Here is a 12,122-nt window from a genome sequence, read left to right as displayed (position 1 = left end):
TAAAGGTTGCTTGTGATCCCAGTCTATCGGAGGGATCAGGCCTCCGCAGATCAGCTCGCCTCGCGGAGCACCGGATCCGTCACGTCGTCGATCTTCGAGGAACGGATCGGGTGGCCGCTCGTGGAGAGGCAGCGTCCGGTCTTCAGGTCCCACTTCCAGTCGTGCATGCTGCACGTGAGGATGCCGTCCTCGTCGACCTTCCCCGTCTTGGTGAGGTCGGCGCGCAGGTGGGGGCAGCGGCGCTGGACGACCCAGTCGCCGATCTCCGCGTCCTCGGTCTGGTCGGTCTGCTCCTGGTACCAGTTCTCGACGTACTCGATCCGGTCGACCGAGAGGCACTTGAGGAACGTGGTGAGGAACTCGTTGAACTTGCCGCTGCGGCCGACCGAGAACTGCATCGACAGGAAGATCGAGTTCGACCAGTCGATCTCGTGGTCGCGGATGTTCGTCGAGACGAGGTCGGCCGGGATCGTGTACCAGTACACGCACTCCTCCCCCGCGTACTCGCGGACCTTGGCGCGCGGGAAGTCGACCACCATGTCCAGCTCCCCGATGCGGAAGCGGACGTGCCCGCCGACGCCGAGGCGGATGGTGCGCGACTTCTTCAGCAGCGGCTCCCACCATTCCTTGATCGCGGCCAGCATCTCCTCCGGCGGGATGATCTCGGCGCGCGAGGCCTCCTCGTCGCGGATCTCCTGCTGGCGGGTCGCGCGCTGCTCCTCCAGGTACTCCCACTTCTCGTCGAAGATGTGGGCGAGCTCGGCCTCGGTGTAGAGCGTCTGCTCGGTGGTCACCGCACCGCCGTCGATCGTGACGAGAGTGCCAGGGACGAAGAGCTGCCCGTCGTACTTCGGGGCCAGCTCCTTCATGTGCGCGATGAACTGCTTCTGGTCCGTGAAGATGGACTCGCCGTTGCGGCCCATCCCGTTGAAGTCGAAGAGGTCGTCGCGGAGGAACATGGGCGGACCCGCCATCGGGAAGACGTGCGGAGCGTCGACCTTCTCGATGTAGTACATCGCGCGCTTGTTCTGCGCCTCGCGCTTGAGGCGGGCGAAGTTCTGCTTCGCGTCCAGCGGCAGGTCGTAGACCATGGGCCACCAGATCGCCCCGGAGACCTGCGTGAAGTAGGCGTCGGGCTTCCCGAAGTGCAGCAGCTTGTCGAGATCGAGCGGGTGCGAGTCGTTCTGGTTCAGCATCGAGCCGGTGCCGTCGTCCACGCTGAGTGACGAGTCGCCGATCGGGCCGTCGCTCGGCGCGCGCAGCGGGGTGATCATCATCTTGAGCGCACCGCGCTCGATGATCTCGCCGGCGGGCGCGTAGGTGATGTTCGTGTAGCCGAGCGCCCGGATGTCCTGCTCCAGGTCGTCGATCGGATACTCCGGCAGGAGCACCTCGATGTCCTTGCGGATGTACCGCTCCAGGAGCGCCGGGTCGAAGTGGTCGCGGTGCCGGTGCGAGATGTAGAGGAAGTCGGCTTCACGACCGTAGCGCTCCCAGTCGAGGGCGCGGTTGTCCGGGAACGGGAACCAGGACCCGAAGAAGGACGGGCCGAGCACCGGGTCGCAGATGATGTTGCCGCCCACCGTCTCGATGAACATGCCGGCGTGGCCGAGTCCCGTGATCCGCATTGCATTCCTCTCGAAGATGAACCGTTCGATTGTACCGACGGCTCCCTGAGCGCCCGGCGGGACGGGCCGGGGAAAACGGTCTAGTCGTCGAAGAGACCGCGGATGTCGTCGGCGGTGAGCGTCTGCGCGAAGAGCGCGTCGTCATCGAGCACGGCGGTGAACAGGCGGGCCTTGCGGCGTTGCAGCGCGAGGACCTTCTCCTCGATCGTGCCGCTGGCGATCATGCGGTAGACGAACACCTGGCTGCGCTGGCCGATGCGGTGCGTGCGGTCGACTGCCTGGGCCTCGGCGGCGGGGTTCCACCACGGGTCGAGGAGGAAGACGTAGTCGGCCTCGGTCAGCGTGAGCCCGAACCCGCCGGCCTTCAGGCTGATGAGGAAGACGGGCTGCTCCCCCTCCGCGAAGTCCGCGACCACCTGCTCGCGATGACGCGTCGAGCCGTCGAGGTGCGCGTACGGGATGCCGGCGGCGTCCAGACGCGCGGCCGCCATGTCGAGGAAGGACGTGAACTGGCTGAACACGAGCGCGCGGTGCCCCTCCGCCTGCAGCTCGACGATCCGCTCCAGGAGCTCGTCGAGCTTGCGGGAGCCGAGGCGCGCGTCGGCCGGGTCAATCAGCGCCGGAGCGAGGCTCAGCATCCGCAGCAGCGTCAGGGAACGGAACACGATGAAGCGGTTGCGGTCGAGATCCTCCAGCAGGCCGAGCACCTTCTGCCGCTCCCGCTGCAGCACCGTCTCGTAGAGCTCGCGATGCCCCGCGCTCAGCTCGATCTCCAGCACCTGCTCCTGCTTCGGCGGCAGGTCCGGGGCGACGAGCTCCTTGGTGCGGCGGAGCACGAGCGGGCGGATCCGTCGTCGGAGCTGCGCGAGGCGGCGCTGCCGGTACGGTCCGCCCTCCGCGTTCTCCGGGACCTTCCCCTGCTCGATCGGCTGGATGTAGTGCTCGCGGAACTTCCGCGCCGAGGCGAACAGGCCGGGTGCCGTGAGCTTCAGCAGCGCCCAGAGCTCCTCGAGGCTGTTCTCCAGCGGCGTGCCCGTGACCGCGATGGTGACGTCGGACGGGAAACGCGCGACGGCACGATGCAGCTTCGTCGCCGGGTTCTTCACGAACTGGGCCTCGTCGAGGATCAGCCCGGCCCAGGTGACGCCCGCGAACCCCTCTTCGTCGAGCCGCGCGACGGCGTAGGTGGTGAGCACCACGTCGGCCTCGCGAGCCACGGCGGCCACGGCAGGCCCGGCGGTCGAGTCCCGGGTGATCACGCGGAGACCCGGAGCGAACCGCGCCGCCTCGGTGCGCCAGGTCGCCAGCACGGATGTCGGCACCACCACGAGGAAAGGGCGTCCCTCCCCCGCCGCACGGGCGTGCAGGATGAGCGCGAGCAGCTGGACAGTCTTCCCGAGACCCATGTCGTCGGCGAGGATGCCGCCGAGCCGATGCGACCAGAGGAACGCGAGCCAGTCCAGCCCCTCCTTCTGGTACGGCCGCAACTGTGCGGTGAGCCCCGGAGGGAGGGGCACCGCCGGCACCGCAGTGGCGCTGCGCAGTCCGTCGGCGGTGGCCCGCCAGCTCACCGCGGGAAGGGCCTCGTCCGCCAGATCCTCGAACTCCTCCCACAGATCCGTCTGATGCCGACTGATCCGCGGGCCCGTCTCCCACTCGTCCAGATCCCCGGCCTCGTCCAGGAGGTCGCGCAGACGGTCGAGCGCCGGGTGGTTCAGGGAGAAGTAGCTGCCGTCGACGAGCAGGAGCTTCCGCCGGCCCGCGCTCAGGGCCGTGAACAGCGGCTCGAAGGGGATGTTCCGCCCGTCGATGCGGACGATCACGCCGAGGTCGAACCAGTCGGGGTCGGTGCTCTCCACGGTCGAGACCGTGATCTCCGGCTCCCCGGCGAGCTCGCGATACGTCTTGCGGCGGCCCGACACCTCCACCTCGACGCCCTCCGCCTCCACGGCGGGGACGACGCGGGTCATGAACTCCGCGGCCGCCACGTCGTGGAACGCCCCCGCGGGGGCGAACGCGACGCCGTGCTCCTGCCAGACGTTCCGGATCCGATGCGTCACAGAGGCTTCGGCCTCCGGATCGCGCACGGCCTTCGGACCCGGCGTGAACGGCACCCGCCCGAAGCCGCGATAGTCCCACTCGACGGTGTACTCCACGGTGTCTCCGCGACGGAACGCCACCCGGAGCACGGCACGGGGCGGTGGGAGGTCGGGGAGCGCGACGCGGCCGACCGCGCGGACGGGGAGACGGCGCGCGAGGAGTGGATAGGCGTCCTGGAGGAAGGTCGCCTCCTCCGCTGCGGGGACGACGAGCATCCCGGCCCGGAGCAGCGACGGCGCGGGCCCCGCGAGCGGAAGCTCCGCGAGCGTCACCTGCAGGCGCGACCCGCTCTGCGCGACCTCGTACACGCCGGAGCGCCCGAGGGCGCGGATGCTGCCCGGCAGCGTCTCGCGCCCGTCCAGGGTCACGACCGGACGGACGACGAGGCCGCCGTCGTCGTCACGGGACACGGTCGCCGTCAGTTCTGCGGTGTCGGCGAGGACGAGCGTCGTCGACCGCTGGGCCGCCACGAGCGGGATGCCGAGGTCGGTCGCCGACCGCAGATGCCCCCAGAGGAGCCGCGACTCGATGAGGTCGGCGACGAGCCAGTCCCCCGCCGTGCCGGAGAGCAGCGCGTCGCGCGCGATGCTCAGCAGATCGGCGAACCACCGCGACTGCTCCCGACCGTACTGGTCCGGCGCGCGGCGGACCGCGTCCCAGGTGGCGGAGCCGAGCACCCAGGACCCCGTCGCCGCGCTCCGCTCCAGCGGACGGATGCCGAGGAGGATCTCCCCCACACCCTTGGCGACGTCACGGGGAGTCGCGGTGCGCTGCGGGCGTGAGGCCCACGGGTTGGCTCCTCGGGCGTCGCGGACGCGCACCTCGAACCCGAGCGCGAGGGGGGTCGCCGCCGGAGCAGCGCCGGCCTCGAACAGGGCACGCCAATCCCGCGCCCCGTCTCCCGGAGTGGCGGAGGCGGGCGGGCGGATCATGAGACGATCCTGCCCGCCACCGCCGACACCGCCGCCGCGGCGCTCAGGCCGAGCGGGCGACGCGGGCGAGCACGCCGTGCACGAACGCGCCCGACTCGTCGGTGGAGAACTCCTTCGCGAGCTCCACCGCCTCGTCGATCGCGACCGCGGTCGGCACCTCGTCGTTGTAGAGGATCTCCCACGCGCCGATGCGCAGCAGGGCGCGGTCGACGGCGGGCATCCGCTCGAGCTTCCAGTCGCGGCTGTGGGTCGTGATCTGCTCGTCGATCTCGTCGCGCTGGTCGATGATGCCGTCGACGATCTCGCGGGCGTACAGCCACGACGCCTCACGTGCGGGCTCGTTCGCCGCGCGCTTCGCCTCGGCGGCGAGGGCCACCGCGACCTCGTCGCCGCGGACGTCGGCCGAGAACAGGATGTCGAGCGCGCGCTTGCGCGCCTTCGTGCGGGCGCTCACGCCTTACTTCTCGCGGCCGAGGTACTCGCCCGTGCGGGTGTCGACCTTGACCTTCGTGCCGGTCTCCAGGAAAAGCGGGACCTGGATCTCGTAGCCGGTCTCGAGCGTCGCGGGCTTGGTGCCGGCGGACGAGCGGTCGCCCTGCAGACCGGGCTCGGTGTAGGTCACCTCGAGGATGACCGAGGCCGGGAGGTCGATGTAGAGGGGGTTGCCGTTGTTGAGGGCGATGGTGACCTGCTGGTTCTCGAGCAGGAAGTTCTTCGCGTCGCCGACCGTGGCCGCCGGCAGCGTGATCTGGTCGAAGTCGGTCTGGTCCATGAACACGAACCCGTCACCGTCGGTGTAGAGGTAGGTGTAGTCCCGGCGGTCGACGTTCTCGATGTCGATCTTCGCCCCGGCGTTGTACGTGCGGTCCACGGTCTTGCCCGAGACGACGTTCTTCAGCTTCGTGCGGACGAAGGCGCCGCCCTTGCCGGGCTTGACGTGCTGGAACTCGATGACGCTCCAGAGCTGCCCGTCGATGCTGAGGACGACGCCGTTCTTGATGTCTGCGGTGGATGCCATGTGCGAGGAGTTCCGTTCCTGAGTCCGTGGGGCCGGGGTCGGCCGACAGTCGATTCTACGGGATGCCCGGCGCAGGCCGTCGCGGGGCACGATAGACGCTCCTCCGCGAGAGCGGAAGCCCCGTGACGATGCCCGTGGCCCCGGGCAGCGTGGACGAGGACAGGAGGAATCGACATGAGCGAGGACGATCGCGACAGGGACCCGACCCGGATGGCGAATCAGCCGGCGCTGCGGACGTCGTCCGGGGCGGTCTGGCTCATCGTCGCCACGATCTTCACGGCGGTCAGCCTCGTGCCCCTGATCGGGATCGTCCGCAGCGGCGGCGCGGCGGGAACCGTCGGCCTGGTGACCGCGATCATCCTGGTCCTGGGCCTGGCCGCGATGGTCGTCATCCGCCTCGCGGTGTCGAGCGTGCGGCCGCGGCTCCGTGCGCTGGCCGCCGGTTTCCTCGCCATGGCCCTGTTGACGCTCGTGGGCATCACGGTGTGCGTGCTGCTCGTCGGCCTGCCCTGATCCCCGCGCGCTCAGAGCTGCGCGACGAGTTCCCGCACCGCGTCGGCGTAGCCCTCCACGCCGCGTCCGATGACACGCACCGCGGCGACGTCGTGCAGGTACGAGTGGTGACGGAACTCCTCGCGGGCGTACACGTCGGAGATGTGGACCTCGGCGAAGGGCAACGCGACGCCGGTGAGCGCGTCACGCAGGGCGACGGAGGTGTGGGTGAGGCCGCCCGGGTTGATGACGATGCCCGCGCAGTCCGCCCGCGCGTCGTGGATCGCGTCGATGAGCACGCCCTCGTGGTTGCTCTGCAGCGCCCGCACCTCGAACCCGAGCGCGGCGGCGGCCTCGGCGGTGATCCGCTCGACGTCGGCGAGGGTCGCGGTGCCGTACACCTCGGGTTCGCGGGTGCCGAGGAGGTTGAGGTTGGGGCCGTTGACGAGCAGCAGCCGACGCGGGGCGCTCATGCGGGCACGCTCCCGGAGTCGACCAGCTCGCGGCGCATGACCCATTCCCGCCCGAAGTTGGCCGTCTCGATCTCCCCGGTCCGGACGAAGCCGCCTCGGCGGTACACGGCCTGCGCCCGGGAGTTGTCCACGTGCACCTCGAGCACGAGCGCGCGGAGACCGCGATCGCGGGCCCAGGCCGCCGCGGCGTCGAGGAGCGCATCGATGACGCCCGCACCGCGGTGCGCGTCCGCCACGTAGACCCCGACGACCAGCCCCGCGTCGTGCTGCTCGCGATGCGGGAGCACGGTCACGGTCCCGGTCCAGGCGCCGTCGTCGGCGATCGCGACGAACTGCGCCGCGGCGGCGTCGCCCGCGGCATTCGCGGCGCGCTCCTGCCAGAAGCGGTCGGGCTGTGCGGCGGCGTGCTCGACGGTGTCGAGGAAGGCCATCGGTGCGGCCGGGTCGGCGAGGGCCCGCAGCCGCAGCGCCTTGACCTCCCGCCAGTCCTCCGGTGTGATGCGCCGGACGGCGATGCTCATGCGCCGATCTCCTGGTAGGCGGCGAAGAGCAGCGACTCATCCGGCGCCTGGAGCACGGTGGGCTTGGCGATGTCGTCCAACAGGATGAAGCGGAGCATGCCGCCGCGGCTCTTCTTGTCGCGCTGCATCGTGGCGAGCAGCTGCGGCCAGGCACCGGCCCGGTACGACGTCGGCAGGCCGAGCGACTCGAGGATCGTGCGGTGGCGCTCCGCGGCGGCGTCCGACAGCCGCCCCGCGAGCCGGGACAGCTCCGCGGCGTACAGCATGCCGATCGAGATGGCCGCCCCGTGCCGCCAGCGGTACCGCTCGGCGTGCTCGATCGCGTGGCCGAGCGTGTGGCCGTAGTTCAGGATCTCCCGCTGCCCGGCCTCGCGGAAGTCGTCCGAGACGACCTGCGCCTTCATGTCGATCGCGAGCTCCACGGCCCGGCGGAACTCGTCCGTCGAGGTGTCGACCGCGCGCGCGGGATCGGCCTCGACGATGTCGAGGATCTCCGGGGCCCAGATGAAACCGGCCTTGACGACCTCCGCGAAGCCGGCGGTGGCCTCGTTGGGGCTCAGGCTGCCCAGTTCGTCGAGGTCGCCGACGACGGCGCGCGGGGCCCAGAAGGCGCCGACGAGGTTCTTGCCCTCCGCGGTGTTGACGCCCGTCTTGCCGCCCACGGCGGCGTCCACGAGGCCGAGGACGGTGGTGGGCACCTGGACGATCTGGATGCCGCGCAGCCACGTCGCCGCGACGAAGCCGGCGAGGTCGGTCACCGCTCCCCCGCCGTAGCCGACGACGGCGTCCGTCCGGGTGAAGTCCGCCTGGCCCATGACCTGCCAGCAGAAGGCGGCGACCTCGATGCGCTTGCCCTGCTCGGCATCCGGGATCTCGGCGAGCAGCACCTCGCGCGGGCCGTCCGCGGTGTCGGCGAGGAGCCGGTCGCGGAGCTCGGCGGCGCGGGCCGCGAGGGTCGGCGGGTGCACGACGAGGATCTTGCGGACGCCCGGCGCGAGAGCCGCGGACACCTGGTCGAGGATCCCCCGTCCGATCGTGATGTCGTAGGCGTCGTTCCCGGTGACGCTGATGGTCGTGCTCATCGCTGTTCTCTCCTCCATGCCACGATCTCGTCCGCGATGCGCTGCATCGGACGCCGCGAGGTGTCGAACGTGGCCGAAGCCACCTCGTCGTACCATCCTCGCCGTTCGGCGAAGATGCGCTTCCACTTCTCGACCGGGTCCTCGCCCGCCAGCAGCGGGCGCGTCCCGCCGCGCAGGCGGTCGGCGACGGCCGCCTCGCTCACGGTGAGGAAGACCACCGGATGGGCGCGCAGCAGCGCGCGCGTCTCCGGATCCGTGACGGCGCCACCGCCGAGGGAGATCACGCCGCCCTCGGCGAGGGCCTCGCGGACCGCCGCGCGCTCCAGGTCCCGGAAGTGCGCCTCGCCGTGCGTGGCGAAGATCTCGGGGATCGGGCCGTGCGCGGCGACGATGCGCTTGTCGGTGTCGATGAAGGCGACGCCCAGCCGCCGTGCGACCCTTCGTCCGACGCTGGTCTTGCCGGCCGCCATCGGTCCGACGAGGACCAGCGTCAGCGGATCAGCCGCGTTCGTCATGCGCGATGAGCGCCGCCTCGGACGCGGGGGCCGTGCGCAGCTCCGCGGGGATGCCGTCGAGGTATCCCTCCAGGTTGCGGCGCGTCTCGCGGATGCTGTCGCCGCCGAACTTCTCCAGCACGGCGCGCGCCAGCTCGATCGCGACCATGGCCTCCGCGACGACCCCCGCCGCGGGCACGGCACAGACGTCGGAACGCTGGTGGTGCGCGGTCGCCTCGTCGCCGGTCGCGACGTCGATCGTGCGCAGCGCGTGGGGCACGGTCGCGATCGGCTTCATGCCGGCCCGCACGCGCAGCACGGTCCCGGTGGACATGCCGCCCTCGGTGCCACCGGCGCGGTCCGTGCCGCGGGCGATGCCGTCGGCGGTGGCGAAGAGCTCGTCGTGGGCGGCGGAGCCACGGCGGCGCGTGGTCTCGAAGCCGTCGCCGACCTCCACGCCCTTGATGGCCTGGATGCTCATGAGCGCCTGGGCCAGCCGGGCGTCCAGGCGGCGGTCCCAGTGCACGTGGGAGCCGAGCCCCGGCGGCAGGCCGTACGCGAGGACCTCGACGATGCCGCCGAGCGTGTCGCCGTCCTTCTTGGCGTCGTCCACCTCCGCGACCATGAGCGCCGAGGTCGCGGGGTCGAAGCACCGCAGCGGGTCGGCGTCCAGGGCGTCCACGTCGTCCGGGGTCGGCAGCGCCGCGCCATCCGGCACGCGCACCGGACCGATGGAGAGCGTGTGGCTGACGAGTCGGATGCCGAGCTCGCCGAGGAAGGAGCGGGCGACGGCACCGAGCGCCACGCGGGCAGCGGTCTCCCGCGCGCTCGCACGCTCGAGGATCGGACGGGCCTCATCGAAGTCGTACTTCTGCATGCCCACGAGGTCGGCGTGGCCCGGACGGGGCCGGGTCAGCGGGGCGCCACGACCGCGCGAGCGATCGGTGAGCTCCACCGGTTCCGGGTTCATGACCTCGATCCACTTCGGCCACTCGGTGTTGCCGATGCGCAGGGCGATGGGGCTGCCCAGCGTCTTCCCGTGCCGGACGCCGCCGGAGATCGTGAGCTCGTCCTGTTCGAACTTCATCCGGGAGCCGCGTCCATAGCCGAGCTTGCGGCGGGCGAGGTCGGCCTGGATGGCCTCGGACGACACCGGGACGCCGGAGGGCAGACCCTCCATGACGGCGATGAGTTCTGGGCCGTGCGATTCGCCGGCCGTGAGCACGCGGAGCATGTGCTCTAGTCTCCCATGCGTTTCCCCCCGCGCCGTGCCGCGTTTCGTCCGGCGGCGCTCAGAGGGTGGCGCGCATCGCGGCGAGGACGGCCTCCTCGTCCGGCAGCGGCGAGAACGGGTCGCCGTGCAGGAAGATCCGGATCTGCCGCACCGCCTGATGCAGCAGCATCCCGAGCCCGGAGACCACCGGCGCCGCACCCCATGCCGCCGCCAGGGCGGACGGCCACGGCGCGTAGGCGGCGTCGAACAGCGTGCCGCCGCTCTGGGCCAGTCGGGCGGCACTCTCCGGCGGAAGCACGGTGCCGGAGGGCAGGGTCGCCACCGTGAGGTCGACGGCGCCCTCCACCTCGTCGAGCGGTCGCGGGGTGACCACGACGCCGCGTCGCTCCCCGATCCCGACGAGCCCCGCGGCGCGCTCCGGCCGACGGGCGGCGACCTCGACCCGTGTCGCCCCCAGGTCGGCGAGAGCGACGAGGGCCGAGGCCGCCGTGGCTCCGGCGCCCAGGATCCGCGCCGTCCCGATCTCGCGGATGCCGGCGTCCCCGAGCGCATCGACGATCCCGCCGACGTCGGTGTTGAATCCGGCCGGGGTCTCCGAGAGCAGGAGCGTGTTGACCGCGCCGGTCAGCTCCGCGTGGGCGTCTCGGGTGGCGGCGTATCGGTACGCCTCCTCCTTGAGCGGCATCGTCAGGGACAGGCCGCGCCAGGTGTCGTCGAGCGCCTCGACCGCGTCCGTGAAACCCTCCGCGCCGACCTGACGGCGCCCGTATTCCCAGTCCAGTCCGAGCACCGCGTAGGCCGCAGCGTGCAGCTCCGGCGACCGTGAGTGCCCGATCGGGTCGCCCCAGACCGCCAGCCGTCTCCGGTTCACCGCGTCAGCAACCGGCGTCGGGGTTCGCGCGGCACCAGTCCCGCCACTTCTCCACGCCCCGCTCGTGCTCCGCGAGGGTCTCCGAGAACTGCGTCTCGCCGGTCTCGAGGTTGACGGTGACGAAGTAGATCCACGGCCCGTCCGCGGGGTGCATCGCGGCATCGATCGCGGCATCGTTCGGGCTCGCGATCGGCGTGGCCGGAAGCCCCTTGTTCACGTAGGTGTTCCACTCGTTGGGGTCTTCCAGAGCCTCGGCCGAGCTCGAGACCACGCCCTCGTGCAGGGAGCCGTACCCGTACTGCGCCGTCGAGTCCATCTGGAGCAGCATGTCGTCGTCGAGGCGGTTCTGGATCACGCGGGACACCTTGGCGAAGTCGTCCGTGCGGCCTTCGCGCTGGATGATCGAGGCGATCGTGAGGATCCGCTGCGCGTCCTCGTCCGGGACGCCGGCGGCGGCGAGCGATTCGCGCGTCCGGTCGACCATGCGCTGGATGACCTGCGTCGCGGTGACCTCGGGGTCGAACGTGTACACCGCGGGGAACAGCCACCCCTCCAGGCTCTGCGCCTCCACCCCGTACGCGGACGGATCGGCGACGGCTGCCTCGAGGTCGGCCAGCGGCATCCCGAGAGTCTCCGCCATGGACGGCAGGGCCGATTCGATCGTCCCGCCCTCCGGCATGGAGACGGTGTTCTCGAGCTTGTTCTCCTCGTTGCGGAGCGCGGCGAGGGCATCCTCCGCCGTCATCTTCTTCTGCAGGCGGTAGACGCCGGGATAGAAGGTCACCGCGATGTTCTCGTCGATGAGGTAGTCGTAGAAGACGTCCTCGGTCTTCGTGACGCCGGCTTCGTACAGCGCCGTCGACACGGGGCCGCCCGTGTCGCCCTGCTTGATCGTGACGTATACCTCACCGGTCGCCTGACCGGGCTCCCAGTCCTTCGGCTCCCCCCACCCCATGGCGTCGGCGATGCGGTCGCCGAAGGTGTTGGCGACCCAGACTCCGCCGGCGGCGATGCCGCCGAGGATCACCAGGACGATGATCAGGGCGACGAGGCAGCCCTTGCGGCGCTTCTTCTTGGTCGGCGCGCCGTGATCGCGGCCGTCGTCCTGGGCGGCGAAGATCTCGTCGAGCCCGCCGCCCAGCGCCGGTGCGGGGTCTTCGGTGCCGGTCGACCGGCGCGGCCCCGGAGCGGGGGTCTCATCCGCGCTCGTCGCGGCGACGGGCATCGCGCGTGTCGCGACCGGTTCGGCATCCGCGCCGGGCACGGCCGGCCGCTGG

At 71.2% G+C, this 12,122-nt stretch carries 12 protein-coding genes; 1 reads left to right on the top strand and 11 read right to left on the bottom strand.

Annotation, left to right across the window (positions count from 1 at the left end; genetic code table 11):
* Positions 1-50: 50 nt before the first annotated feature.
* The 4 genes from D8M34_RS03450 to efp all read right to left on the bottom strand — a co-directional run bounded on the left by D8M34_RS03450 (position 51) and on the right by efp (position 5,678).
* Positions 51-1,628 carry a Rieske 2Fe-2S domain-containing protein gene (locus D8M34_RS03450; RefSeq protein WP_126893171.1) on the bottom strand — a complete coding sequence of 526 codons (1,578 nt, stop codon included), beginning with the start codon at positions 1,626-1,628 and terminating at the stop codon, positions 51-53.
* A gap of 80 nt (positions 1,629-1,708) precedes the next feature.
* Entirely contained in the window at positions 1,709-4,660 is a 2,952-nt protein-coding gene (locus D8M34_RS03445) for a DEAD/DEAH box helicase (RefSeq protein WP_126893170.1), read from the bottom strand.
* Between the two features lie 43 nt (positions 4,661-4,703).
* Positions 4,704-5,114: a transcription antitermination factor NusB gene (gene nusB / locus D8M34_RS03440; protein WP_060922157.1), complete on the bottom strand. Its 411-nt coding sequence runs from the start codon at positions 5,112-5,114 to the stop codon at positions 4,704-4,706.
* A gap of 3 nt (positions 5,115-5,117) precedes the next feature.
* Entirely contained in the window at positions 5,118-5,678 is a 561-nt protein-coding gene (gene efp / locus D8M34_RS03435; RefSeq protein ID WP_025103502.1) for an elongation factor P, read from the bottom strand.
* 174 nt (positions 5,679-5,852) lie between these two features.
* On the opposite strand from efp, the gene D8M34_RS03430 reads away from it, so the two are divergent.
* Complete coding sequence (locus D8M34_RS03430; protein ID WP_126893169.1) at positions 5,853-6,191, top strand: hypothetical protein; 339 nt, start codon at positions 5,853-5,855, stop codon at positions 6,189-6,191.
* Between the two features lie 11 nt (positions 6,192-6,202).
* Here the strand turns inward: D8M34_RS03430 and aroQ are convergent, their stop codons facing one another.
* The 7 genes from aroQ to mltG form a co-directional block, all read right to left on the bottom strand.
* Entirely contained in the window at positions 6,203-6,643 is a 441-nt protein-coding gene (gene aroQ / locus D8M34_RS03425; RefSeq protein WP_085607554.1) for a type II 3-dehydroquinate dehydratase, read from the bottom strand.
* Positions 6,640-7,164, bottom strand: coding sequence for a GNAT family N-acetyltransferase (locus tag D8M34_RS03420; RefSeq protein WP_126893168.1), 525 nt, complete (start codon positions 7,162-7,164; stop codon positions 6,640-6,642). Before D8M34_RS03420 ends, aroQ begins: the two co-directional genes overlap by 4 nt.
* Entirely contained in the window at positions 7,161-8,246 is a 1,086-nt protein-coding gene (gene aroB / locus D8M34_RS03415) for a 3-dehydroquinate synthase (RefSeq protein WP_126893167.1), read from the bottom strand. The genes D8M34_RS03420 and aroB overlap by 4 nt, the downstream gene beginning before the upstream one ends.
* Entirely contained in the window at positions 8,243-8,761 is a 519-nt protein-coding gene (locus D8M34_RS03410) for a shikimate kinase (RefSeq protein ID WP_126893166.1), read from the bottom strand. The genes aroB and D8M34_RS03410 overlap by 4 nt, the downstream gene beginning before the upstream one ends.
* On the bottom strand, positions 8,745-9,974 hold the full coding sequence (gene aroC, locus D8M34_RS03405) for a chorismate synthase (RefSeq protein ID WP_025103508.1): 1,230 nt from the start codon (positions 9,972-9,974) through the stop codon (positions 8,745-8,747). The genes D8M34_RS03410 and aroC overlap by 17 nt, the downstream gene beginning before the upstream one ends.
* Before the next feature lie 58 nt (positions 9,975-10,032).
* Positions 10,033-10,845 (bottom strand): shikimate dehydrogenase, encoded by an 813-nt coding sequence (locus D8M34_RS03400; protein WP_126893165.1) that lies wholly within the window; start codon positions 10,843-10,845, stop codon positions 10,033-10,035.
* A 4-nt stretch (positions 10,846-10,849) separates the two neighbouring features.
* On the bottom strand, positions 10,850-12,122 hold a 1,273-nt coding region (gene mltG / locus D8M34_RS03395), incomplete at its 5' end, for an endolytic transglycosylase MltG (protein WP_126893164.1).

Source organism: Microbacterium sp. HSID17254 (assembly GCF_003989315.1).
GTDB lineage: Bacteria > Actinomycetota > Actinomycetes > Actinomycetales > Microbacteriaceae > Microbacterium.
The sequence above is the reverse complement of the archived record's forward strand: the minus strand, read 5'-3'. Positions and strand labels throughout refer to the sequence as shown.